Source organism: Agrobacterium sp. SORGH_AS_0745 (genome assembly GCF_030818995.1).
GTDB classification, from domain to species: domain Bacteria; phylum Pseudomonadota; class Alphaproteobacteria; order Rhizobiales; family Rhizobiaceae; genus Agrobacterium; species Agrobacterium tumefaciens.
Map to the genome: position 1 here is coordinate 390,001 of NZ_JAUTBI010000003.1, position 25,032 is coordinate 415,032.

The 25,032-nt window shown below is 58.8% G+C and carries 24 protein-coding genes and 1 riboswitch (1 of these 25 only partly in view); of the genes, 15 read left to right on the plus strand and 9 right to left on the minus strand.

The features are described from left to right. The 5 genes from QE432_RS11785 to QE432_RS11805 all read left to right on the plus strand — a co-directional run. On the plus strand, positions 1-915 hold the 3' portion of the coding sequence (locus QE432_RS11785; RefSeq protein ID WP_113048317.1) for a phosphoribosylaminoimidazolesuccinocarboxamide synthase. 36 nt of this gene lie to the left of the window's left edge; 915 of the gene's 951 nt are visible here — the last part of the coding sequence; its start codon lies beyond the left edge, outside the window; its stop codon occupies positions 913-915. A gap of 2 nt (positions 916-917) precedes the next feature. Further along, positions 918-1,577 (plus strand): TetR family transcriptional regulator, encoded by a 660-nt coding sequence (locus QE432_RS11790; RefSeq protein ID WP_013636828.1) that lies wholly within the window; start codon positions 918-920, stop codon positions 1,575-1,577. A gap of 198 nt (positions 1,578-1,775) precedes the next feature. After that, positions 1,776-2,978, plus strand: coding sequence for an efflux RND transporter periplasmic adaptor subunit (locus QE432_RS11795; RefSeq protein WP_111796508.1), 1,203 nt, complete (start codon positions 1,776-1,778; stop codon positions 2,976-2,978). Between the two features lie 53 nt (positions 2,979-3,031). After that, positions 3,032-6,121: an efflux RND transporter permease subunit gene (locus QE432_RS11800; protein ID WP_003516853.1), complete on the plus strand. Its 3,090-nt coding sequence runs from the start codon at positions 3,032-3,034 to the stop codon at positions 6,119-6,121. Between the two features lie 149 nt (positions 6,122-6,270). Further along, positions 6,271-7,713: an efflux transporter outer membrane subunit gene (locus tag QE432_RS11805; RefSeq protein ID WP_306624352.1), complete on the plus strand. Its 1,443-nt coding sequence runs from the start codon at positions 6,271-6,273 to the stop codon at positions 7,711-7,713. A 112-nt stretch (positions 7,714-7,825) separates the two neighbouring features. Here QE432_RS11805 and efp read toward each other — a convergent pair whose 3' ends face one another. After that, entirely contained in the window at positions 7,826-8,395 is a 570-nt protein-coding gene (gene efp / locus QE432_RS11810; RefSeq protein WP_003516849.1) for an elongation factor P, read from the minus strand. A 250-nt stretch (positions 8,396-8,645) separates the two neighbouring features. On the opposite strand from efp, the gene epmA reads away from it, so the two are divergent. From epmA to QE432_RS11825, 3 genes are all read left to right on the plus strand, one after another. Next, positions 8,646-9,710: an EF-P lysine aminoacylase EpmA gene (gene epmA / locus QE432_RS11815; RefSeq protein WP_113291877.1), complete on the plus strand. Its 1,065-nt coding sequence runs from the start codon at positions 8,646-8,648 to the stop codon at positions 9,708-9,710. After that, a complete protein-coding gene (locus QE432_RS11820) occupies positions 9,707-10,771 on the plus strand; it encodes a lysine-2,3-aminomutase-like protein (protein ID WP_113291876.1) in 1,065 nt (354 codons plus the stop codon). The genes epmA and QE432_RS11820 overlap by 4 nt, the downstream gene beginning before the upstream one ends. Positions 10,772-11,149: 378 nt before the next feature. Beyond that, positions 11,150-11,338 carry a hypothetical protein gene (locus QE432_RS11825; protein ID WP_003516843.1) on the plus strand — a complete coding sequence of 63 codons (189 nt, stop codon included), beginning with the start codon at positions 11,150-11,152 and terminating at the stop codon, positions 11,336-11,338. A 309-nt stretch (positions 11,339-11,647) separates the two neighbouring features. Here QE432_RS11825 and QE432_RS11830 read toward each other — a convergent pair whose 3' ends face one another. Both QE432_RS11830 and QE432_RS11835 read right to left on the minus strand, forming a co-directional pair. Continuing rightward, positions 11,648-11,884, minus strand: a complete 237-nt coding sequence (locus tag QE432_RS11830) for an Lrp/AsnC ligand binding domain-containing protein (RefSeq protein WP_003516842.1) — start codon at positions 11,882-11,884, stop codon at positions 11,648-11,650. Positions 11,885-12,000: 116 nt separating this feature from the next. Continuing rightward, positions 12,001-12,912, minus strand: coding sequence for a LysR family transcriptional regulator (locus QE432_RS11835; RefSeq protein ID WP_111782615.1), 912 nt, complete (start codon positions 12,910-12,912; stop codon positions 12,001-12,003). 130 nt (positions 12,913-13,042) lie between these two features. On the opposite strand from QE432_RS11835, the gene QE432_RS11840 reads away from it, so the two are divergent. The 4 genes from QE432_RS11840 to modC all read left to right on the plus strand — a co-directional run bounded on the left by QE432_RS11840 (position 13,043) and on the right by modC (position 17,086). Further along, entirely contained in the window at positions 13,043-14,326 is a 1,284-nt protein-coding gene (locus QE432_RS11840) for an NAD(P)/FAD-dependent oxidoreductase (protein ID WP_111782614.1), read from the plus strand. Between the two features lie 131 nt (positions 14,327-14,457). Then, positions 14,458-15,249 carry a molybdate ABC transporter substrate-binding protein gene (modA, locus tag QE432_RS11845; RefSeq protein WP_306624360.1) on the plus strand — a complete coding sequence of 264 codons (792 nt, stop codon included), beginning with the start codon at positions 14,458-14,460 and terminating at the stop codon, positions 15,247-15,249. 56 nt (positions 15,250-15,305) lie between these two features. Next, complete coding sequence (modB, locus tag QE432_RS11850) at positions 15,306-16,013, plus strand: molybdate ABC transporter permease subunit (RefSeq protein WP_306624362.1); 708 nt, start codon at positions 15,306-15,308, stop codon at positions 16,011-16,013. Next, entirely contained in the window at positions 16,010-17,086 is a 1,077-nt protein-coding gene (gene modC, locus QE432_RS11855) for a molybdenum ABC transporter ATP-binding protein (RefSeq protein ID WP_306624364.1), read from the plus strand. The genes modB and modC overlap by 4 nt, the downstream gene beginning before the upstream one ends. On the opposite strand, the gene QE432_RS11860 is transcribed toward modC, so the two are convergent. From QE432_RS11860 to thiC, 6 genes are all read right to left on the minus strand, one after another. Further along, positions 17,055-17,453: a winged helix-turn-helix domain-containing protein gene (locus QE432_RS11860; protein WP_306624366.1), complete on the minus strand. Its 399-nt coding sequence runs from the start codon at positions 17,451-17,453 to the stop codon at positions 17,055-17,057. The two genes, modC and QE432_RS11860, sit on opposite strands and share 32 nt — an antisense overlap. A gap of 3 nt (positions 17,454-17,456) precedes the next feature. Beyond that, the gene (locus tag QE432_RS11865; protein ID WP_306624368.1) at positions 17,457-18,461 is read right to left on the minus strand and encodes a P1 family peptidase; all 1,005 of its coding nucleotides are present in this window, start codon (positions 18,459-18,461) and stop codon (positions 17,457-17,459) included. 61 nt (positions 18,462-18,522) lie between these two features. After that, positions 18,523-19,296, minus strand: coding sequence for a thiazole synthase (locus tag QE432_RS11870; RefSeq protein ID WP_306624370.1), 774 nt, complete (start codon positions 19,294-19,296; stop codon positions 18,523-18,525). A gap of 4 nt (positions 19,297-19,300) precedes the next feature. Then, a complete protein-coding gene (thiS, locus tag QE432_RS11875; protein ID WP_097100895.1) occupies positions 19,301-19,498 on the minus strand; it encodes a sulfur carrier protein ThiS in 198 nt (65 codons plus the stop codon). Beyond that, positions 19,467-20,471: a glycine oxidase ThiO gene (thiO, locus tag QE432_RS11880; protein WP_111799104.1), complete on the minus strand. Its 1,005-nt coding sequence runs from the start codon at positions 20,469-20,471 to the stop codon at positions 19,467-19,469. Before thiO ends, thiS begins: the two co-directional genes overlap by 32 nt. A gap of 1 nt (position 20,472) precedes the next feature. Further along, positions 20,473-22,296, minus strand: coding sequence for a phosphomethylpyrimidine synthase ThiC (gene thiC / locus QE432_RS11885; protein WP_306624374.1), 1,824 nt, complete (start codon positions 22,294-22,296; stop codon positions 20,473-20,475). A gap of 94 nt (positions 22,297-22,390) precedes the next feature. Then, a riboswitch (TPP riboswitch) is annotated at positions 22,391-22,502 on the minus strand. Positions 22,503-22,682: 180 nt separating this feature from the next. On the opposite strand from thiC, the gene QE432_RS11890 reads away from it, so the two are divergent. From QE432_RS11890 to QE432_RS11900, 3 genes are read left to right on the plus strand one after another with little or no spacing between them, the layout of a single operon-like run. Further along, positions 22,683-22,934 (plus strand): acyl carrier protein, encoded by a 252-nt coding sequence (locus QE432_RS11890; RefSeq protein ID WP_003492279.1) that lies wholly within the window; start codon positions 22,683-22,685, stop codon positions 22,932-22,934. After that, entirely contained in the window at positions 22,934-24,115 is a 1,182-nt protein-coding gene (locus tag QE432_RS11895; protein WP_112290047.1) for an acyl-CoA dehydrogenase family protein, read from the plus strand. Before QE432_RS11890 ends, QE432_RS11895 begins: the two co-directional genes overlap by 1 nt. 4 nt (positions 24,116-24,119) lie before the next feature. Then, a complete protein-coding gene (locus QE432_RS11900) occupies positions 24,120-25,028 on the plus strand; it encodes an amino acid--[acyl-carrier-protein] ligase (protein WP_003516814.1) in 909 nt (302 codons plus the stop codon). Positions 25,029-25,032 lie beyond the last annotated feature (4 nt).

The following is a 25,032-nucleotide window of genomic DNA, read 5'->3' on the forward strand; positions in this document are numbered from 1 at the left end:
CCGAATTACTACCGTGGCAAGGTGCGTGAAAATTACGATCTGCCCGACGGCAACCGCATTATCATATCAACCGATCGCCTCAGCGCATTCGACCGCATCCTCACCTGTGTTCCTTATAAGGGGCAGGTATTGACCCAGACGGCACGCTACTGGTTCGAGCAGACGAAGGATATCTGCCCCAACCACGTGGTCAGCTATCCCGATCCGAATGTCGTCATCGGCAAGAGGCTTGAAATATTGCCGGTCGAAGTGGTGGTTCGCGGTTATCTAGCCGGCACCACCGGCACATCGATCCTGACCCTTTATAAGAAAGGCCAGAGACAGATGTACGGCATGAGCCTGCCGGACGGGATGAAGGACAACCAGATCTTGCCCGAGCCGGTGATCACGCCGACGAGCAAGGCCTTCGATGGTGGTCACGACGAGCCGTTGACGCCGGCCGAGATAGTGGAGAAGAAACTTCTGACGCAGGAGCAATGGGACACGCTTTCCCGTTATGCGCTCGCACTGTTCAAGCGCGGAAAGGAGATTGCCGCAAAGCAGGGCCTCATCCTCGTCGATACGAAATACGAATTCGGCACCGATGAAAACGGCACGATCATTCTGGCCGACGAAATCCACACGCCTGACAGCAGCCGCTACTGGATGGCTGAAACCTATGAAGAGAGCTTCCGCAACGGCGCACGGCCGGCAAGCTTCGACAAGGATTTCGTGAGAGCCTGGGTTGCCGAACGCTGCGATCCCTATAAGGACGACGTTCCGGAAATTCCGCAGGAACTCGTATTGCAGACGTCAAGGGTATATATTGATGCATACGAACGCATCACCGGACAAAGCTTCGTTCCCGACGATAGCGGTGAGACGCCGCTGGCAAGAGTACGCCGGAACCTGGAGCAATTTTTCCCCGGAGTCTGACCTTGAGCAAAACGATCGAACAGGCGAGAAAGGGTGACAGGAAGAACGACGTTCCTGTCAAGCGCCGGCCTCGCCGTTCCGCCGAAGAGACGCGGCGGGACATTCTTGCCAAAGCCGAAGAACTTTTTCGCGAGCGCGGGTTCAATGCAGTGGCGATTGCCGATATCGCCGCAGCACTCGGCATGTCGCCCGCGAACGTCTTCAAGAACTTCAATTCGAAGAATGCGCTCGTCGATGCCATCGGGTTTGAGCAGATCGGTGCCTTCGAGCGGGAAATCCACCCGCTCGATAAAAGTCATGCACCAGTTTCAAGGCTGCGCCATCTCGCCCGCACCCTGATGGAACAACACCATCAGAACCTCAACGACAATCCCTATATATTCGAAATGATCCTGATGACGGCCAAGCAGGACATGAAGTGCGGTGACTATTACAAATCCGTCATCGCAAACCTGGTGGCCGACATTATTCGCGATGGCGTGGATAAGGGAATTTACGCCCCCGCCGACATACCGCCTCTGGCGGAAACCGTTCTCCACGCACTCGCGAGCGTCATCCATCCCGTCCTCATCGCACGGGAAGATATCGGCAATTTAGCAACACGTTGCGATCAACTGGTTGATTTAATCGAGGCAGGATTGCGCAATCCGCTTGCTAAGTGACGATTCTCAACTTACGTCACCTTCTCGCAATTGCTTGCGAAGCGTGAAAGCCTGCGCTTCTATGCGAATGGCGGTCCGAGCAGATTGAACGAAGAAGGTCCCCATAGGGCCTTCACCCATCGTCCCTGCACCCGGACCAGCATCCGCCGAGCGACACTGCGCTTATAGTTGAATGCGACCGATACGCAGGGAAGAACAATGAGCCGACGTATTTTACCCCTATTTGCTTCTCTGTGCATGACCGCAGTTCTCGCGGGATGCAGCGATGGCGGCGAAAGCAGCCAGACCGCCGGCCAGGGCGCCGCGCGTCCCCCGTCTCCGGTCAGCATCATTGTGATGAAGACGAGCGAATATCCCCTGACCACCGTTCTTCCCGGCCGCGCAAGCGCGTTCCAGACGGCGGAAATCCGCCCGCGCGTCACCGGCATCATCCGCGACATTCCCTTCAAGGAAGGCAGCGAGGTCAAGCAGGGTGACATTCTCTACCAGATTGAAGACAACACCTATCTGGCAGAAGTGGCACAGGCCAAGGCAAGCGTGGCGAAAGCCGAAGCAAGCGTTCCGAGCGCCCAGGCGAACCTTGCCCGCTACGAGCGGCTGGTCAACAGCGGCGCAACGCAGATCGAATATGAAAACGCCAAGGTGACGCTGCTTCAGGCCGAAGCCGACGTGGCCCAGGCCAAGGCTGCGCTGGAAACGGCTGAGATCAATCTCGATCTCACCAAGGTCCGCGCGCCTTTCGATGGCATCACCAGCGCTACCGCTTTCAGCATCGGCAACGTGGTGACGGCAAACCAGACGACGGCTTTGACGACGCTGCGCCGCATCGATCCGATCTACATCGATCTGATGGAATCCAGCATCAATCTTCTGCGTCTGAAAAAGGCGATCTCTTCGGGCCAGCTCGGCGGCGATACCAAGGAAACCGGCATTCACCTGACGCTGGAAGACGGCACCGAATACAAGCATGACGGCAAGATCGACATGTCGGACATGGCGGTGAGCGAAACCACGGGCACCTTCTCCATCCGTGCTCTCTTCGATAACCCGGACGATCTTCTGCTTCCCGGCACCTATGTTCGCGCAACGCTGACCATCGGTAAGGAAACGGGTTTCCGCATCCCGCAGCGCGCAGCGAGCCGGAACGCCAATGGCGAACTGACCGCAAAATTTGTCACCGCGGAAAACAAGGTGGAAACGCGCACCTTCCCGTCCAGCCAGCAGTCGGGCAATGCCTGGCTGGTGACGGAAAACGTCAAGGATGGCGACAAGCTCATCGTTGACGGCTTCCAGTGGATTGCCGACAGCGCGACGGTCGCGCCCGTGGAAGTGACCATCGACGATCGCGGTATCGTCGTTCTGCCGCAGCAAGCTCCGCCTGCCGCCGCCCCCTCGAAATAAACATGAGCACGAAACCCTCGGTCGAAGCTCGTAAAAGGTAAGGCAGGACTGCCATGGCCCATTTCTTTATCAGGCGCCCCGTTTTTGCATGGGTTATCGCCATCGTCATCATGCTGGGCGGCGCTCTGGCAATTGTGACGCTCTCCATCTCGCAATATCCCGATATTGCCCCAACGACGGTCCGCGTCAGCGCAACCTATAACGGCGCTAGCGCGGAGACGGTCGAAAAATCGGTGACGACCATCATTGAGGACGGCATGACCGGCCTCGACGACCTCACCTATATGACCTCGTCTTCCTCGACAGGCAGCGCCGAAGTGACGCTGACCTTCGGCAACAGCATCCTGCCTGACATCGCGCAGGTTCAGGTGCAGAACAAGCTGCAGCTCGTGCAGTCGCAATTGCCCGACACCGTGCAGCAGCGCGGTATTCAGGTCAGCCGCTCCACATCGAGCATTCTGATGGTGGGTGCGCTGATATCGACGGACGGCAAGCGCAATTCGGCCGATCTCGGCGACGTGTTCTCCTCGCGCGTTGAAGACCAGATCAAGCGCCTTGAAGGCGTGGGCAGCATCAACGTCTTCGGTTCCGAATATGCGATGCGCATCTGGCTCGACCCGTTCAAGCTCAACAAATACCAGCTGACCACGGCTGACGTCACCGGCGCCATCGAAAGCCAGAACACCCAGGTTTCGGTCGGCTCCCTCGGTGCCGTTCCCGCCGTCCAGGGCCAGCAGCTCAATGTGACGGTGACGGCGCAGAGCCAGCTCACCACCGTCGCCGATTTCGAATCGGTCATATTGAAGGTTGAGAAGGACGGCGCAACCGTTCGCCTGAGCGACGTGGCCCGCATCGAAATCGGCCAGGAAACCTATGGCGGTGATTCCCGCTCGAACGGCCGTCCTTCCGCCGGTTTCGCGGTCAACCTCGCCACGGGCGCCAACGCGCTCGATACTGCAGCACGTGTCAAGTCCGCACTTACCGCCGTTGAGGGCTCGCTGCCTGCAGGCGTCTCGATCGAATATCCCTACGACACGACACCCTTCGTGAAGCTGTCGATCGAGAAAGTGGTGCATACGCTGATCGAGGCGATCATCCTCGTCTTCGTCGTGCTGCTGGTCTTCCTGCAAAACCTGCGCGCCACCTTCATTCCGATGATCGCCGTGCCCGTCGTGCTCCTCGGCACGTTCGGCATCCTCGCAGTCACCGGATATTCTATCAACACGCTGACCATGTTCGCCATGGTTCTGGCGATCGGCCTTCTCGTGGATGACGCCATCGTCGTTGTTGAAAACGTCGAGCGCATCATGTCGGAAGAGGGCCTGTCGCCGGTCGAGGCGACGGAAAAATCGATGGGCGAGATAACAGGCGCCATCATCGGCATCGCGCTCGTCCTGACCGCCGTGTTTATTCCCATGGCCTTCTTTGGCGGATCGACTGGTATCATCTATCGCCAGTTCTCGATCACGATCGTTTCGGCCATGCTGCTTTCGGCGGTGGTCGCCATCGTTCTGACGCCGGCGCTGTGCGCCACAATGCTGAAGCCCATCGACCATACCAAAAAGCAGCGTGGACCGGGTGCCTGGTTCAACCGCGGCTTCGGCAAGACGACGGACGGCTATGTCTCGTCGATCGGCTATCTGCTGAAGCGGCCCCTGCGCGTGACGATTCTTTTCCTGATCGTCGTCGGCGGCTGCGCCTGGTTCTTCACCAAACTGCCAAGCTCCTTCCTCCCACAGGAAGATCAGGGCGTGCTGCTGACGATCATCCAGACACCGACCGGTTCGAACATCGAACGCACCAACGAGGTGGTAAAACAGGTCGAAAGCTACTTCCGTGAAAAAGAAGCAGCCAATGTCGAATCGGTTTTCGGCGTGCTTGGATTCAGCTTCAGCGGTTCGGGTCAGAACAACGCGATCGTCTTCACCAAGCTTAAGGACTTTTCCGAGCGAACCGCACCCGATCAACACGCCGCCGCCATTGTGCAGCGGGCAATGGGTACGTTCTTCGGCTTCCGCGATGCACAGGTATTCCCGCTTTTGCCGCCGGCAATTCAGGGCATGGGCACGTCGAGCGGTTTCTCCATGTATCTCGTGGATAGCGGCCGCAACGGCACCGACGCTCTGACCGCAACCTCCAAGGACCTGATTGCGCTTGCAACAAGCAATCCAAAGATCAGCTCTCTGCGAAGCGACAGTCAGGACAACGAAACGCAGATGAAGATCATTCTCGATCAGGAAAAGATGGGGGCCATGGGCGTCGATCTTTCCTCCGTGAACCTGATGCTGTCGACGATCTTTGCCGGCCGGGATGTCAACGACTTCACCCTGAACGGTGAGCTCAAGCCGGTCTATGTTCAGGGCGATGCACCCTATCGCATGCAGCCGGACGACCTGAAGTTCTGGTATGCCCGCAACACCAGCGGCGAAATGGTACCTTTCTCCTCCTTCAGCGAGGTGAAGTGGATCAACGCGCCGCCGTCACTGGCACGCTACAACGGTACGGGCGCGATTTCGCTTGAAGGCACCGCCGGCGCAGGCGTTGCTTCCGGCGAAGCCATGGACGAGATGGAACGTCTGACGGCAAGCATGCCAGGCGGTTACACCGTGGCATGGCAGGGCATCTCCTATCAGGAACGCCTTTCCGGCTCGCAGGCGCCCATGCTGTACGCGCTGTCGGTTCTCATCGTGTTCCTTTGCCTGGCTGCCCTTTATGAAAGCTGGTCGATCCCGTTCTCGGTTATTCTGGCTGTCCCGGTGGGTGTCCTCGGCGCTTTGACTGCGGCCCATTTCTTCGGCCAGACGAACGACGTCTACTTCAAGGTGGGCCTGCTGACGACCATCGGCCTTGCCGCGAAAAACGCGATCCTGATCGTTGAATTCGCCAAGGAGAGGCAGGAGCACGGGTTAAGTCTGGTGGAAGCGGCACTGGAGGCGGCGAAGCTGCGCCTGCGTCCGATCATCATGACGTCGCTCGCCTTCATCCTCGGCGTCGTGCCTCTCGCGATCGCAACCGGAGCGGGTTCCGCTGCACAAAATGCAATCGGTATCGGGGTGCTGGGTGGTATGCTTTCTGCAACACTGCTCGGAATTTTCTTCGTTCCGTCCTTTTTCGTCATCATTCGTCGCCTTTCAAGGCGTTAACAAAACAAAAATGGGCTGTGCCAACCGTTAATACGCTGCTAGAAATATGGCCGATTTGGCAAACGCACGTTTCTAGGGCATATCGACCGCGCAGCCCATTTGTCAGCAAGCCGCGCTTGGTAAGCCAACCAGAGAATTGGGAAAATTATATGCTGTCTATTCGCGCTACTATTCCCCTGACAATGCTACTGCTTTCGGGCTGCGTTGTCGGACCCGACCACAAGACGCCGGAAATTCAATTGCCGGGAAAGTTCGCGGAAGCCGGAAAAACCAGTAATGGCGACATCAGCAGCGTTGCATGGTGGACGGCCTTTAACGACAACCGCCTGAACGGTTACGTCTCCACCGGCCTTGCGCAGAACCTCACCGTGATGCAGGCAATCGAGCGCATCAATCAGGCGCAGGCCCAGGTGATCGTGGACGGCGCCGGCGGCCTGCCGAGCCTGACAGGCAGTGGCAGCCACACGACCAGCGAGACCAAGGGCAGCTACCGTGACGTTCCCGTCACCAACGTGTCCAACGGCAGCCTTAGCATTTCCTGGTTCCTCGACCTTTTCGGTCGCTATCGCCGGGCAACGGAAAGCGCCGATGCGTCGCTTGACGCCGCGTACTCCACCGTCGACGTTCAGCGCCTGACGCTGATTTCCTCAGTCGCCGCGGCCTATATCGACGTGCGCTATTATCAGGAGCGCCTGGCGATTGCCCGCCAGAACCTGAGTTCACGCCGCGAAACGCTAGATCTGACGAAGCTGCAGCTCGAAGCGGGTGCGGCCTCGCGTCTCGATGTCGTCCAGTCCGAAGGTCTGGTCAATTCAACGCTGTCGCAGATACCCGGCCTCGAAACCAGCTTCCGCAAGTCAGCCCACCGCATCGCGACCCTGCTCGGCATGCCGGCCTCGTCGCTCATCACCGAGCTGCAGAAGGGCGCACGCCAGCCTGTTGCGCGCGCTGTTCCCCGCACCGGCATCCCGGCCGACCTGATCCGCAACCGTCCGGACATCCGCGTCGCTGAACGCAATCTCGCCGCTGCGGTCGCCACGATCGGTGTAACCGAGGCACAGCTTTATCCAAGCATCGAGCTTGGTGGCGCGATCACCCCGAGCTACAATTTCCTGAGTGGCGGCGGCAGGGGAACGGCCAATAGCTGGTCCTTCGGTCCGAGCCTCACTCTCCCGATCCTCGATGGTGGCAGACTGCGCGCCAATGTCGACATCGCGAACTCGCAAGCACGCGAGCAATATCTCGTCTGGAAGGCAACCGTTCTCAACGCGGTTGAAGAAGTCGAAAACGCCCTGGCCGCCATCAATCGCGACCAGCGTACCGTCGACGCGCTGAGAAAGACTGTCTCATCCTACCAGGAAGCGCTGCAGCTCTCGACAGCCAGCTATCGTGACGGTGCGTCGTCTCTGCTCGACGTTCTGGATGCCCAGCGGTCGGTCTCCGATGCGCAGGCAAACCTTGCAACGGCGATCCAGACGACCGCGCAGGATTATGTATCGCTCAACGTGGCTCTCGGCGGCGGTTATGCCGTTGGCCAGCCTGTCCCGAAGAAGTCCGCTGGCCCAACCGTGGTCGCTGCAAAGGGCATGTAAGAAACGCCTCAAGGCAAATGAAAAGCCCGCGTCGAGACGCGGGCTTTTTTTGTATTCCAGACACAAAAAAGCACCGGTCGCCCGGTGCTTTTTGTTTAACCTGCCGTCAGGCTCAGTTCTTGGCGCGCTCGACGTAGGAATTGTCTTCCGTCGCGATGACCACGCGGATACCGGCGTCGATGTGCGGCGGCACCATGGTGCGGATGCCGTTGGAAAGAATTGCCGGCTTGTAGGAAGAAGAAGCCGTCTGGCCCTTCACAACCGGTTCCGTTTCGACGATTTCCAGCGTGACGTGGCGCGGCAGTTCGACAGCCAGCGGATTGCCTTCGTGAATGGAAAGAACGCAGGTCATGCCTTCCTGCAGATAGGCCTTCTGGTCGCCCATCGTCTCGACATCGACAACGACCTGATCGTAGTTTGCCGGGTTCATGAAGTGGAAGCCTTCGCCATCTTCATAAAGGAACTGGAAGTTCAGGTCTTCGACGAAAGCACGCTCAACCTGTTCGGTCGTGCGCCAGCGCTCGGAGACCTTCACGCCGTCAACGATGCGGCGCATGTCAACCTGCGTGACCGGCGTGCCCTTGCCCGGGTGAAAGTTCTGCGCGGTGAGAACAACGTAGAGCTTGCCGTCCACGTCGAGAACATTGCCCTTGCGGACGGATGAGGCGATAACCTTGACCATATGACTTCCTTGTAACTCGATGAAATGCGTCGTAAAGGACTGCGCGATAGCACCGGCCCGGCAGACGTTTTGTCTTTTTTCTGGGGCGCAACTACCTTAAATCCGCGCGAATTGCCAGCCTTCTACAGCAATTCGCGGAAGAGTGCCTAGCGGTTTTCCGCCCGGAATTGCTTTAAATGATGCGATCAGGCGTTTTGCGGGCCGTTTATCCGTAACAAGGCCAGCAGGTAAGACGGAAAAGAAAAAAGAGATGGGCTCAAGCAACGAGACAATGTCGCCCTGGTGGACGCCCGACGTCCATGCCGACCGCCGCGCCTTTCTGCTTGGACGCAACGCGATCCAGTCGGAATTTCGCAGCTATTTCGCGCGCGCGGACTTTCTAGAGGTCGACACCGCCACATTGCAGATTTCTCCTGGCAACGAGGCACATCTGCATGCCTTCGCCACCCAGGGACTGACGCCGGCCGGCGACGCCGCTCCGCTCTATCTCCACACCTCGCCCGAATTCGCCTGCAAGAAATTGCTCGCGGCCGGTGAAGAACGCATTTTCTGTTTCGCCCATGTTTATCGAAACCGGGAAAGAGGCCCCCTGCACCACCCAGAATTCACGATGCTGGAATGGTATAGGGTAGGAGAAACCTACGAGATCCTGATGAAGGACAGCGCCAATCTTCTGGCGCTGGCGGCGGAAACCGCCAAAACAAACAATTTCACCTATCGTGGCCGCAGCGTCGATCCGTTCCTCGAACCGGAACGTCTGAGCGTCGCGGAAGCCTTCGATCGCTATGCGGGAATTGATCTTCTGGCGACGATTGACCGAAACGGCGAGACGGATAGCCAGCACCTTGCCGCGAGCCTCACCAATGCCGGAATTCGTGTGGCTAAGGACGACACCTGGGCGGATATGTTCAGCCGCGTTATCGTGGAGCGGGTGGAACCAGAACTGGGCTTCGGCCGCGCCACCATTCTCGATGAATACCCCACAAGCGAGGCTGCGCTTGCCCGCAAATCGCCTGGGGATGCGCGGGTGGCGGAACGGTTCGAGCTTTATGCGTGTGGCGTGGAACTTGCCAATGCCTTTGGCGAATTGACCGACGCTACTGAGCAGAGACGGCGTTTCGAAATGGAGATGGTTGAGAAGCAGCGGGTTTACGGCGAGACCTATCCTTTGGACGAGGATTTTCTGGCGGCGCTGGCGATCATGCCGCCGGCAAGCGGCATAGCACTCGGTTTCGACCGACTAGTGATGCTGGCAACCGGCGCGCCCCGAATCGATCTGGTCATGTGGGCACCCGTCGCGGAATACGGACGATGACAAGGCTTGAAACCATCAAGACACCCGAAGCACTTGTTGAGGCGGGGTTGATCAAGACCGAGGCGCTCGAGGACGTGCGCGCGGTGACGCAGCGTTACGCGTTAGCCATCACAGCGACAATGGCCGATCTGATGGACAGCGGCGATCCGCAGGACCCCATCGCGCGGCAATTCGTGCCGGACCTAGCCGAACTCGTCCACCTTCCCGAAGAACGGGACGATCCGATCGGCGACGGTGCACATAGTCCCGTCCATGGCATCGTCCACCGTTATCCGGACCGGGTGCTTTTGAAGGCGGTGCATGTCTGCCCCGTCTATTGCCGTTTCTGTTTCCGCCGCGAAATGGTCGGGCCGCAAGGCAACGGCATGATGAGCCCGGAAGAGCTGGACGCCGCATTCGACTATATAAAAGCCAACCCGGCCATCTGGGAGGTCATCCTCACCGGCGGCGATCCGCTGGTGCTCTCGGCGCGGCGATTGTCCGACCTGATGACGCGGCTGAAAGACGTACCGCACGTCAAGATCGTTCGCTTCCACACCCGTGTACCGGTCGTCGATCCCGAACGAATCGACGGGCCGCTGATCGAGGCATTGAAGGCTAGCGGCAAAACCACCTATGTGGCCCTGCACGCCAACCACGCACGCGAACTTGGGCAAGCAGCCAGAAGTGCTTGCGCGCGGCTGATCGATGCCGGCATCGCCATGGTCAGCCAGACCGTGCTTTTGAAGGGCATCAACGATGATTCGGCAATTCTCGCCGAACTGATGCGCGCCTTTGTCGAGAACCGTATCAAGCCTTACTACCTGCACCACCCCGACCTAGCGCCCGGCACCAGCCATTTCCGGCTGACGATAGAAGAAGGTCAGCGAATCGTTTCCGCCTTGCGCGGGCATGTCTCCGGTCTTTGCCAGCCGACCTACGTTCTCGACATTCCGGGCGGTCACGGCAAGGCCACGATCGGCCCGAATGCGGCCGAAAAAACCCGCGATGGCTGCTACTCCGTCTCGGACTTCAACGGAAACGATCATATTTACCCGCCGCCTGCATCCGGCGACGATTAAAAAAAGCATAAAAAGCCCGCCGTGCCGGGCTTTTCAAAGCGGCGTCGAACGAAAACAAAAATTTCACATTTCCGCCCCCCTCCTGTCATCATAAAGAAAAATATTCTACCTATAACAATCAGCATTGATTTTAATGGTGGTCTGGATTATCAGTGTGGAACTGGAGAGCGAGTCTCCTGATTCCGGATCAACACCAATACAGGGAGTGTGTCATGTCAAAATATATTCGCATCAACGCAATCCTTGGTCTTGAGTCCTGGAATGCTGGATTTAAATCCACGTGTTCCCGCTGCTGTCGAATGTGACCTGACGGTCTCAATTTTCTGAAAATCAGTTCGACAACATGCTGTGTTAATGAGCCACAGCGGGAGTATACCTATGCAAAAGCAAGTTATTGAATTCGCTGGCGAACCCGTCGGCATCGTCATACCGGACAACGACCGGCTGAAGTTCATCGCGGTGAAGTTCCACGTCCACGACCTGGACGAACAGAAGTTCGACAGCGCCGACGATGTGCGGATTGCAATTCGCAATCTCGTGCGCAGCCGGAACCTGGCCGCGGCCTGATGCGGGAAACCCATCACCCGCTCACGGACCTTTCAAAACCAAAGCGCGCCCAATATCGGATCCAGAATACCGGGTCGATGGCGCGCTTTTCTATTGCCTGACAATTCGTCCACTGGTCTGTCATAAACCACGACGGGGTGTATCAATACGCCCTGCACTAAGGTGAAATAGCTTTTTCAAATCCGGATTGGAGTGCAAAAGCCACGCGCTCCTAGAGCTCCCACCTCTCCTCGTTTCTGTGCTTGTCAGAGGAACCCAGCCAGCCCAGATCCCAGGGCTGAAAAGACTCTCTCGCCGCCCAGACGCGCGTCAGAACGCGGTAAAGGTCAGTGTCGTCAACGAGCGGACGATGCCTGGAATATTGACGATGTTCTGGTTGATGAACTTGCCGATATCCTCTTCCTGCGGAAGATAGATCTTCAGCATCAGATCATATTCGCCGCTGGTGGAATAAAGCTCGGAAACCAGCTCCGTTTTATAGATGGCATCGGCGACATCATAGGTCTTGCCGGGCTCGCATTGAAGCTGGACAAAAATGGGCTTCACGGACATCTCCCGTATTGGAACTTGTGGTGCGTGGCTCTTTGCCATGCGTCATGGCGCACTATTGGCTTAGCCGCGCCGGTCTTGCAAGACCGCCTGCCGGTTTAGGCAGAAAAGTCTCATCCGCTGCTACCAGCCCCGATCGCGGCCTGAGAAACGATCCAGCTTCGAAAACTTTCAAGCGGAGCGTAACCGGCGCGATCGGGCATGCAGGCGAGATAATAGGCCTCTTCGCTCTCCACCTCGCCGGTAACCGCCGCGACAAGCCGGCCGCTTCGCAACTCCTCCCCGATCATGAAGGACGGAACGAGCGATGCCCCCACCCCGGCGCTCGCCGCCTCGGCAATCGTCGTGAACTGATCGAAAAGCATGCCATGCACATTGTCGAAAACCACATCATGGCTGCGAAACCATTGTTCCCAGGCGTCCGGCCGGGTCGTCATGTGCAGCAGCGGCACATGCAGCAGATCGCCCGGCTGTGAAAGCCCGTAGCGCTCCCTGAAAGCGGGACTGCACACCGGAATGACTGTTTCATGCATCAGAAAAACGAGTTCGGTACCCGGCCAATGCGGCAAACCGAAATGGATCGCCGCATCGACTGTATCGGTACGGAAATCGAACAGCGATGAACGCGTAAGAAGATTGACCGAAACGCCCGGATGTCGGGCAATGAAATCGGGAAGACGCGGCACCAGCCAGCGCGTACCAAAGCTTGGCAAAACACCGAGATTGAGCGTGCCGCCATCCGGATTGGCGCGCAGATTGAGCGACGCGGTCGATATTCGCCGCAGGGCCTCCCGGATTTCCCGCGCATAACCCTCCCCCGCCCGGGTGAGCCGGATTGTCTGCCGCTCGCGCAGAAACAGCGCCACGCCAAGCTGCTCCTCAAGCGCGAGGATCTGCCGGCTGACCGCGCCTTGAGTAAGCCCGAGTTCTCTCGCAGCCGCGGTCACGCTGCCGGTGCGCGAGGCGGCTTCAAAGGCCGCAAGAAGTGAAAGCGACGGTAAGAAGCGCCGAGGCGGCAGAACCATATTCCCTCACGGAATGAACTCTTGACGATATGTCGATATTCAACAGGTGAGGCCGCTTGTAAAGTCTCATAAACAAGGGCTTGTGACTCATACGGAAAACAAATGAACTCGCCCGGAAAATGGTGGAACGATGTATAATGACCCCCGCTCGCACGGCCTCTGGGAAAAGACCGCGCCGCAGCCGCCCGCAACGCCTGCTCTGCAAGGCGAGGCGGTTGCCGATGTGGTGATTGTCGGTGGCGGCTTCACCGGACAATCCGCCGCCCTTCATCTTGCTGAAAAGGGCATGGATGTCGTTCTTCTCGAAGCCAGGGAAATCGGCTTCGGCGGCGCCGGCCGCAATGTCGGTCTCATCAACGGCGGCATGTGGGTCATGCCGAGGGAGTTGCCCGGCGTGCTGGGCGAAACCTATGGGGAACGGCTTCTCAGCCTTCTGGGTGATGCGCCGTTGCTGGTGCGCGAATTGGTGGAAAAACACGCGATTCCCTGCGAGATCGAAAAGAATGGCACATTGCATTGCGCCGTCGGTGAAAAAGGGCTCGCCGAAATTCGCGAGCGCTGCGAACAATGGGCAGCCAGGGGCGCTCCCGTCCGCCTTCTCGATGCCGATGAAACGGCAAGACACACCGGCAGCACCGCCTATTCCGGCGCACTTTTCGATACGCGCGCCGGCACGCTTCAGCCGCTTGCCTATGTTCGTGGTCTGGCTGCCACCGCGCAAAAGGCAGGAGCACGGCTGCACACCGCCAGCCCCGTCGTGTCGACCGAACGCAGCGGCGGAAAATGGGTGGTAAAAACACCGCAGGGATCGGTGACCGCCAACTGGATCGTCGTCGCCACCGAAGCCTACAGCACCGGGCCGTGGCAGATCGTCCGCGACGAACAGACCTACCTGCCCTACTTCAACTTCGCGACCAGACCGCTTAGCGACAATCTGCAAAAGAGTATCCTGCCGAACCGAGAAGGTTGCTGGGATACAAAGGAAATCCTCTCCTCGTTCCGCATGGACAAAGCGGGTCGGCTGGTCTTCGGCAGCGTCGGCGCCTTGCGCAGCACGGGTGCCGCCATTCACCGGGCATGGGCCAAACGATCGCTGAAGCGGCTTTTCCCGCAACTGGGAGAGACGGAATTCGAATGCGAATGGTACGGCCAGATCGGCATGACGGACAATGCCGTGCCGCGTTTCCATAAATTCGCGGAAAATGTCGTCGGTTTTTCCGGTTATAATGGCCGCGGCATCGCGCCCGGTACTGCCTTCGGCAAGGTGATTGCGCAACATATTCTCGGTGATATCGCCGAAAACGACCTGCCTCTTCCCGTGACAGAACCAAAAGCGCAGGCCCTCAGGGCAGTGAAGGAGGCCTATTACGAGGCTGGCGCACAGATCGCTCATTTCGCCGGTGAACGCTTCTGATCAACCAGGCCGAAACCCGCCGGTCGTGGCGGCTTTTTTAAACGGCATCGATATATTCTTGAAAATATAATGATTGCCCTATAGGCCTGTCGATATATTCATCAGGATATCTCGAACCGGGGGAACACACCATGAGACTCTTACGCCGCACCTTCTTCAAAACCATCGCCGCAGCAACATCCTTCTGGGTGGCGGCATCCTTTGCGGTGGTTCCCGCCCATGCCGCCGAAAAAGTCACGGTGTTTGCTGCCGCGAGCATGAAAAACGCACTTGATGCGATCAATGCCGAATGGGCGAAGGAAAGCGGCAATGAAGCGACCGTGTCCTACGCCGCAAGCTCCGCACTCGCCAAACAGATCGAGCAGGGTGCACCGGCGGATATCTTCATTTCCGCCGACCTCGCCTGGATGGATTATGTTGCCGAAAAGAAGCTGATCAACGTCGAAAGCCGCTCCAATCTTCTTGGCAACCGCATCGTTCTCGTCGCCCCGGCCGACAAGGCCAAGCCGGTCGATATCAAAAAGGACTTCGATCTCGCCGGACTGGTGGGCGATGGCCGACTGGCCATGGGCGCGGTCGATTCCGTTCCGGCTGGTAAATACGGCAAGGCTGCGCTAGAAAAGCTCGGCGTCTGGTCATCCGTGGAAAAGAAAGTCGCCGGCGCGGAAAGCGTGCGCGCAGCGCTGCTGCTCGTGTCGCGCAGCGAAGCGCCCTATGGCATCGTCTACCAGACCGATGCGGCCGCCGATCCGGGCGTGAAGATCGTCGGCACCTTCCCGGAAGACAGCCATCCGTCGATCATCTACCCCGTCGCCATTCTCTCGGAAGCAAAATCTCCGACGGCAAAATCCTATCTGGATTTCCTGAAGTCCGCCAAGGCTACGCCCTTCTTCGAAAAGCAAGGCTTTACCGTTTTGAAATAAACTGCGTTTCGCGGTCCCACCCCGTATGGGACCGCGAGAGATGACGATTGTAGGATATGGCTTTGCATTGGTGGACACTAAGCCCTGAAGAATGGACGGCGATCAGGCTCAGCCTGTGGGTGTCCTCCATCGCCATGTTCGCCAGCCTGCCCTTCGGCATTGCGGTTGCCGTCGCGCTGGCGCGCGGGCGCTTTTGGGGCAAGTCGCTGCTCAATGGCATTGTCCACCTGCCGCTCATTCTGCCGCCCGTCGTCACCGGCTTTCTGCTGCTCGTCCTCTTCGGCCGCAGAGGCGCCATCGGCCATTTTCTCGACAGCTGGTTCGGCATCGTCTTTTCCTTTCGCTGGACGGGGGCGGCGCTCGCATGCGCCGTCATGGCGTTTCCGCTGATGGTGCGCTCCATCCGCCTCTCCATCGAAGCGGTGGACAGCAAGCTGGAAGAGGCGGCCGGAACCCTGGGTGCAAGCCCCCTATGGGTGTTCCTCACCGTCACGCTTCCCCTGACCCTGCCCGGCATCATCGCAGGCATGATCCTCGCTTTTGCCAAGGCCATGGGCGAATTCGGCGCGACCATCACCTTCGTTTCCAATATTCCCGGCGAAACCCAGACGCTGTCCGCTGCCATCTACACTTTCACGCAGGTTCCGGGCGGCGATGCAGGCGCATTGCGGCTGACCATCGTTTCCGTCGTGATTTCCATGTCGGCCTTGCTCGTCTCGGAGTTTCTGGCCCGCATCATCGGCAAACGGGTGAGCATGGAATGACGCTTTCCGTCTCCACCCGCCACCGCCTCGGCTCCTTCGAACTCAACGCGTCATTTACCTCTGATGGCGGCGTCACGGCGCTTTTCGGGCGCTCCGGCTCCGGTAAAACGTCGATGATCCGCATCATCGCAGGTCTGCTGCGGCCAGATAGTGGTCAGGTATCGCTCGATGGCGAAGTGCTGGCCGATAGCGGAAAGCGCCTGTTCCTGCCGGCGCACAGGCGCCATTTTGGTTTTGTTTTTCAGGAAGCGCGGCTGTTTCCTCATCTCAGCGTTGCCCAGAACCTGAACTACGGCAAATGGTTCGCTACGGAAAAAGCTGAGCGGGCGAATGAAAACCGCATTATCGACATGCTTGGCATCGGCCATCTTCTCCAGCGTCGTCCGAACAAGCTTTCCGGCGGTGAAAAACAGCGGGTCGCCATCGGCCGCGCACTCCTGTCATCGCCCAGACTACTGTTGATGGACGAACCTCTCGCCTCACTGGACGAGGAACGAAAGGCCGAGATCATCCCTTATCTGGAACGGCTGCGCGACGAGACGAAAATCCCGATCGTCTATGTCAGCCACTCCATCCAGGAAGTCGCCCGCCTTGCCGACCGCATAGTTGTTATGAAGGACGGCAAGGTGGAGGCACAGGGAAAAGCGGCCGACGTGCTGTCACGGTCGGATTTCAGCGCACATCTTGAGCGACGAGAAGCGGGCAGCATCCTTTCGGGACACATCGAAAGCTTCGATGAAAGGCACGGGCTTGCTGCCGTAAGGCTCTGCTCGTCGCTCCTGCAGGTTCCAGCAAAAAGAGGAACACCCCGCACCCCGGCACGCGTGCTGATACCGGCGCGTGACGTCATGCTTGCCACGGCAAAACCCGAAGGCCTGAGCGCACTTAACATCCTCGAAGGCCATATTGCCGGTATCTCCGCCAGCGAAGATGGCATGGTAACCGTTCAGGTTAATTGCGGCGGCGATATTATACAGTCGCGCATCACCGATCTGTCGCGCGAACGTCTCCAGCTGGAACCCGGGAAACCGGTACACGCGATCATAAAGTCGGCGGCTCTCGATCCATATTAGTGATGGCGGCATCCGGATTGCGGTTGGCCTCAAGCCAGTCGATATCCTTGCGCAGGGCCTCATCCATCCGCTTTTCCATGCTGCGATAACGTTCAAGCAATTCGGCACCGAATGCGGTCAGCGCGGCCCCACCACCCTGCTTGCCGCCCCGCTGGGACTCGATCACCGGCTGTTTGAACATATGGTTCAGCGCATCCACAAGCAGCCATGCACGGCGATAGGACATGTCCATCGCTCGCCCGGCGGCCGAGATCGAACCGGTCTCGACAATCAGCTCCATCAACTCGATCTTACCGTGGCCGAGACGATCTCCGGGCGGAAAATCGATGCGGAGAACGGGCTTCAGTGGCTGATGTATATTGCTCATCGGCTAGAAACCCCGGCCATGAAGATCGTGATAGGCTTTCTGCGCACCGTGCTGCGGCAGAGCCGTCGCCTCGTAAACACCGCGCGCCACTGCGCGCGCCATAACGATGGTAGCGAGATGGCAGAGTTCCGCGAAATGAGCGCCGCCCTCAAGCGACTTCTCACCGGTCGCAGCCGAAAACATGGTGTCGCCGTCACTCGGCAGGTGGGCGGGCAGCACGGCGCGCGCCAGCCCGTCATGCGCCATGATGGAAAGGCGGTGCGCCTGCGCTTTGGTAAGGACGGCATCGGTGACCACGGCGCCGATGGTCGTCGCGGTGAGGTTGACGCCCTTGAGACGAAGCGCGGTATGATCCGGTTCGAAACGATCAGGAAAACCGCAGTCGCCGAACTCGCCCTGCTCTTCAAAAGGCGCAGACCAGAAATGGCGGCTGGTGCCAACGGTTGCCGAGCCAAGCGCATTGACGGCGACGATGGCCGCCACCTTGTAACCGCCGGAACTGACAGCGCTTGCCGAACCAAGTCCACCCTTGAAGGTGGCGGTGGTCGCCCCCGTTCCCGCGCCGACTGTTCCAAGCCCGAAGGGCTCCGCACGCGCCGCGCTGAAAGCTGCATAGCCCATCTCGCGATAGGGCGAATGCAGCCCCCACTCCTTGTTGCCACCATTCAACAGATCCATGAGGATCGCCTGCGGCACAATGGGAACACGGGTGGAACCGACTTGCAGGCCACGCCCGATCTCGCGCAGACCGGCCTGAACACCACCCGCCGCATCCAGCCCGAAGGCCGAACCGCCTGAAAGTACGAAGGCATCCACGGTTTCCACCGTCATCGCCGGGTCGAGCAGGCCGGTATCACGACCACCGGGCGCCCCGCCAAGAACCGAACCGGAGGCGATTACGGGTTTTTCGAAAACGATTGCGGTGACGCCGGAGCCGAGTGCAAGATCGGTGATATTGCCGACCAAAATCCCATTGATATCCGTCAGAAGATTATTGCGTGCCGCCATGCCGTTCCCCTTTTCTCCCGGTATCCCGCCGCCACGGGGCACTGTCAACGCAAAAGGTGAATCAGGAAAATACCGCCGTGCCAATCACCGGTGTCGAGGGAATGGCCATATCTCTCGGCTCCAGCGGCCCCGCCACAAAAGCCTGATGCCCTGCCTCAATGGCGCGGGCGAAAGCTTCCGCCATTGAGGCCGGGTCACCCGCCCCCGCGACCGCCGTGTTGAGCAGAACGGCATCGTAACCAAGCTCCATCACCGTCACCGCATGTGACGGCCGGCCGATACCGGCATCGACGATCAGTGGCACATCCGGAAAACGCGCCCGCATGGATTTCAGAGCCATCAGATTAAGCGGCCCCATGGCGCTGCCGATCGGCGCGCACCAGGGCATCAGCACCTTGCAACCCGCATCCAGGAGCTTTTCCGCCACGACAAGATCATCAGTCGTATACGGAAAGACTTCGAAACCATCGTCGCAGAGAATTTTCGCCGCTTCGACGAGCGCAAAGACATCGGGCTGCAAGGTGTCGTGATGGCCGATGACCTCCAGCTTGATCCAGTTGGTGTGAAAAACCTCACGCGCCATCTTCGCCGTCAGCACCGCTTCCTTCACGGTATGGCAGCCAGCCGTATTGGGCAGAATGTAACGATCCAGCTCGCGGATCAGCTCGAAAAACTGGCCACCCTTCTTGCCGCCTGCCGTTTCCCGACGCAGCGAAATCGTCAGAATATCCGTGTTGCTGGCCCGCGCTGCATCGGCAAGCACGGCGGGAGACGGATAACGCGCCGTGCCGAGCAGGAGGCGCGACGAGACCTCACGGCCATAAAGCGTCAGCATGGCCTCAACCTCCCTGCATCGGCGAGAGGATTTCGACACGGTCGAAGGCCTTCAGTTGATAATCGGCGCGCTCTTCCGAATGCACCAGATCGCCATTGACCGCCGTCGCCAGCCACTCGCCTTCATAATCGAGGCTGGTGAGTAACCCGGCCAGCGTCTCGGTGGCGAGATCAAGCTCGTCGCCATTCACCAGAAGTTTCATGATCCTGTTCCTTTCCAGAGATATCTTGGCAGACGATTTCAGCCGCCTGCCGCGCCATCGCCGGCGACAGCAGGAAGCCATGCCGGTGGGCGCCGTTGATGAAGACGGTCCGGCCGTCCTGCGTAACTTTCGGCAGATTGTTGGGATAGGCGGGGCGCACGCCCGTTCCGGTCTCGATGATTTCCGCTTCGCCGAAGGCCGGATGTACGGCATAGGCGGCGTTCAGAAACTCCATCATCGAGCGCGCTGAAATGGCTCCGGCATCCTCTGTCTCGATCATCGTCGCCCCCACCATGAAGCGACCCGGCTCACGCGGCACAATGTAAAGCGGAATGCGCGGATGTAAGAGCCGGACGGCGCGCGACAGGGAAACCTCTGACGTGGCGAGATAGAGCATTTCTCCCCGCACGCCGCGAAGATTGGCAATCTCGCCCACCGCCGCAGCGCCCGTGCAGTCCACCACCCGATCGAACGGCTGCTCATCCACCGGAATACCCATATGAAACCGCACGCCCAAGCCGCAAAGCCGCGTATGCAGCGATTTGAGCGCAAGGCGCGGATCGAGATGCCCCTCGCCCGGGAAATAAAGCCCGGAGCGGAACCGCCCGGCAAGGTCAGGCTCCAGAGCGGCGATGTCACCCTCATCCACCCACTGGTATCCAGTTGTTCTGGATGCGAAACGCGAAAGCTCGGCTTTGTCGCGGGCGGGCGCGACGACCAGCGTGCCGTGTCTGATGACAAGGCCGGGGGTCGCCTCATCCCACCAGTCGAGAGCCGCCTGGCCGAGTGTTAGTACCGCCTCGTCCGCACTTTCACGCTCGCACCAGGGCGCCAGCATTCCGCCCGCATAAAAGGATGCGCCGCGCGAGGCTTCAGCATTGCGCTCCGAAACCTCCACGGTTGCGCCGCGCCGCGCCAGTTCGAAGGCCGCCGTCAGACCGGCGACCCCCGTTCCCTTAACAAGGACACGCATGCTACTGGCCGTCTGCCGGGGTCGCGAGCGGCATGTAAAGCTCGCCACCTTCCTTGAAGCGCGCGGCCATGGCCTCCAGCCCTTCCTTCTGCGCCTCGGCGCGGATGTCGTGGGAAATCCGCATCGAGCAGAATTTCGGCCCGCACATGGAGCAAAAATGTGCGACCTTGTGCGCCTCCTTCGGCAGGGTCTCGTCATGGAAGGAGCGCGCCGTGTCCGGATCCAGCGACAGGTTGAACTGGTCTTCCCAACGGAACTCGAACCTTGCACGCGACAGCGCATCGTCCCGCACCTGTGCTGCCGGATGGCCCTTGGCGAGATCGGCCGCGTGAGCCGCGATCTTGTAGGTGATGACACCGACCTTCACGTCGTTACGATCAGGCAGACCGAGATGTTCCTTCGGCGTGACATAGCAGAGCATCGCCGTGCCAAACCAGCCGATCATCGCTGCCCCGATGCCGGAAGTGATGTGGTCGTAACCGGGGGCGATATCGGTCGTTAGCGGCCCAAGGGTATAAAAGGGCGCCTCACCGCAGGTCTTCAACTGCTTGTCCATGTTCTCCTTGATCTTGTGCATCGGCACATGGCCGGGGCCCTCAATCATGACCTGGCAATCCTTCGCCCATGCGATCTGTGTCAACTCACCGAGCGTCTCCAGCTCGGCAAATTGCGCGGCGTCGTTGGCGTCGGCAATCGAACCGGGCCGCAACCCGTCACCCAGCGAGAAGGAAACATCATAGGCACGGCAGATGTCGCAGATCTCGTCGAAATGCTCATAGAGGAAGCTTTCCTTGTGATGATGCAGACACCACTTGGCCATAATCGACCCGCCGCGCGAGACGATACCGGTGACACGGTTGACGGTAAGCGGAATGTAATGCAGCCGAACACCGGCATGGATGGTGAAATAATCCACGCCTTGCTCCGCCTGTTCGATCAACGTATCGCGGAACACTTCCCAGTTCAGGTCCTCGGCAATGCCGTTGACCTTCTCCAGCGCCTGATAAAGCGGCACCGTGCCGATCGGTACCGGCGAATTGCGGATGATCCATTCGCGGATATTGTGGATGTTGCGCCCGGTCGAAAGGTCCATGACGGTATCGGCACCCCAGCGGATCGCCCAGACCATCTTCTCCACCTCTTCGGCCATGGAGGAGGTGACCGCGGAATTGCCGATATTGGCGTTGATCTTGACCAGAAAATTACGGCCGATGATCATCGGCTCAAGCTCGGGGTGATTGATGTTGGCCGGGATGATGGCGCGACCCGATGCGACTTCCTGACGGACGAACTCCGGCGTCACATAATCGGGTATCTGCGCACCGAAACTCTCGCCATCACGAGCCAGCTGCTCCTTCGCCGCTTCGCGCCCTAGATTTTCGCGGATGGCGATGAACTCCATTTCCGGCGTGATGATGCCTGCCCGCGCATAGGCAAGCTGCGTTACGGCTTTTCCTTCCGTGGCCCTCAGCGGCTGGTGGCGCACGGCAAATTCAGGCGTCAGGCGCTCGCCAGTGGCAAATCCGTTATCCTCCGGTTTGACGTGCCGACCGTCGTAAGCCGCGACATCGCCGCGCGCTACAACCCAGTCGTGACGCAGGCGCGGCAGACCCTTTTCGATCAGAACGTTATGCAATGGATCGGTATAGGGGCCTGAGGAATCATAGACCGTGACCGGCGGTTCTCCCGCCGTCGGGTGGACGGTGATTTCGCGCATCGGCACGCGAATATGCGGATGCAAAATTCCGGTTTTGTGGATTTTCGTGGAGGCGGGATGCGGCCCGGTTGTGACGACAAGCGGGATATTCTTGGCAACGATATTCATCATGAGGCTCCAAAGTTTGACAGTGGAGACCCAGTTCGAGCCGGAATGATGGAAAATACCGACGCGTCGGCAGCGCAAGTTACACGCATTCCGACCTTCGGTCTTTGCACCGTCCCTACGCCAGTATGAACTGGATCAGGTTCAACGGGTCACTGCGCATAAAAGCAGAATCTCAGCCCCTTGACGGGACACCCCTGGTGAATGGACACAAGAGAAAACACCGCCCGACATTTGTCAAGGGTGCTGCTGATGGCTGGCAAAGGTGGACGAACAACAAAAGCGCCGTTAGTGGTAATTAACCTAACGGTTTAGGCGAATATTATCGTTTTCAAATTAACGATAAGCACAAACCATCCTGATGTTAAATTCATGGGAGATAAGTCGGAATGAATGCGACTATTCGTGAAATACTGGCAAAATTCGGCCAGCTTCCTACCCCCGTCGATACGATTGAAAACGAAGCAGATCTTTATGCAGCAGGTCTTTCTTCCTTTGCCTCGGTGCAATTGATGCTGGGTATCGAGGAAGCTTTCGATATCGAATTCCCCGACAACCTCTTGAACCGCAAGTCCTTTGCCAGCATCAAGGCCATTGAAGACACCGTTAAGCTCATTCTGGATGGTAAAGAGGCAGCCTGATGAATGTGACCGTTGCGCCGCAGGATGAAACGCTGTCCGCGCGCGCAAGCCGCGTCGCAGCAATTGCCGCCAAACACGCGGACGAGGTGGACGTCACCGGTCGCTTCCCGGAGGAAGCCGTCAACGCGCTGAGACAAGAGCGCCTTCTCGGCATTCAGGTCCCGTCCTCTCTTGGTGGCGAAGGCGCATCCATACAGCAAATCGCCGATATCTGCGCCCGGCTTGGCCAAGCCTGTTCGGCAACCGCGATGATTTTCGCCATGCACCACATCAAGGCATCGAGCCTTGTGGAACACGGCGAGACAAGCCCATGGCATGCGGGCTTCATGAGCCGCATCGCAAGCGAACAGCTTCTGCTCGCATCGGCCACGACCGAAGGCGGAATCGGCGGCAATCTGCGCAATTCCATCTGCGCGATTGAGGTCGAAGGAGACATCTGCCGGCTGGAGAAGGACGCCACCGTCATTTCCTACGGCAGCAATGCGGATGCCATCCTCATCACCTCGCGCGCCCACAAGGATGCCGCCCCGGCCGATCAGGTGATGACCGTCTTCCTGAAAGATCAGTACAAACTCGAGAAGACCCATGTCTGGGACACACTCGGCATGCGTGGCACCTGTTCGGACGGTTTCCTGTTCCGCGGCGAGGCACCGGCGGTGCAGATATTCCCAAAACCCTTTGCGGAAATCGCCGCGCAATCCATGCTTGCAAGCTCGCATCTTCTGTGGAGCGCCGTTTGGTATGGCATCGCGTCGGATGCGGTGCTGCGCGCGCAATCCTTCGTCAGGACGGCTGCACGCAAGTCGCCCGGTGTCACACCGCCAGGCGCTATCCACATTGCCGAAATTTCCACCAAATTGCAGGTGGTCAAATCCAACGTCATTGCGGGCGTAAAGGCTTACGAAGACACCAAGAGCGACCCGGACAAGCTGATGTCCATGGCGTTCGCGGTTGCCATGAACAATGTGAAGATCTGTTCTTCGGAAACCATTCTGGAGATCATCGACCAAGCGATGCTGGTCTGCGGCATCATGGGTTACAAGAACGGTACGCCCTACAGCCTTGGCCGACACCTTCGCGACGCGCATTCCGCGCGCCTGATGATTTCCAACGACCGTATTCTCGGCAATTCCGCCAATCTCCTGCTGGTTCACAAGCAGGACACCAGCCTCTTGGGATAAGACCATGGATATGCAAACATCGTTTCTCGATCGACTGTTCGAAGAAGGCCTGCTGATTGAAACGGGTGTCGATGGTCTTTACGGACGCAGCGGCCAGTTCGAGGACGTCATTGCCGCATTCGAACGCCTGATCGACCGCACCGGCGGCCCGGACAGTGCAGAGGCGATCCGCTTCCCGCCCGGCATCAACCGCGCCTATTTCGAAAAGAGCGGTTACATGAAAAGCTTCCCGCAGCTTGCGGGCACGGTGCATTCCTTCTGCGGTTGCGAACTTGACCATGTCAGCCTTCTCAAATCCATGGATGAGGGCGGCGACTGGACAAAGGACCAGAAAGCAACCGATATCGTGCTGACGCCGGCCGCTTGCTACCCTCTTTATCCGACCATCGCCAAGCGCGGCGCATTGCCTTCCGGCGGCGGTCTCTACGACATCCAGTCCTATTGTTTCCGCCATGAACCCTCGAAGGACCCGGCACGTCAGCAGCTTTTCCGCATGCGGGAATATGTGCGCATGGGCACGGAGAGCGATGTGACCGAATTCCGCCAGACATGGATGGATCGCGGCGTGGCGATGATGGAAGCCGTGGGCCTTGATGTGACCATCGACGTGGCCAACGATCCCTTCTTCGGCCGCGCCGGCAAAATGCTCGCCAACAACCAGCGCGACCAGAACCTGAAATTCGAACTGTTGATCCCCGTCACATCCGCCACCAACCCGACGGCCTGCATGAGCTTCAATTACCATCAGGACGCCTTTGGCCAGAAATGGGGATTGAACCTCGACAATGGTGATGTGGCTCACACCGCCTGCGTCGGTTTCGGCCTTGAGCGCATTGCGCTGGCACTTTTTGCGCATCACGGACTGGATGTAAAAACTTGGCCCGAAAAGGCCTTGAAAACACTCTGGGGCTAACCAT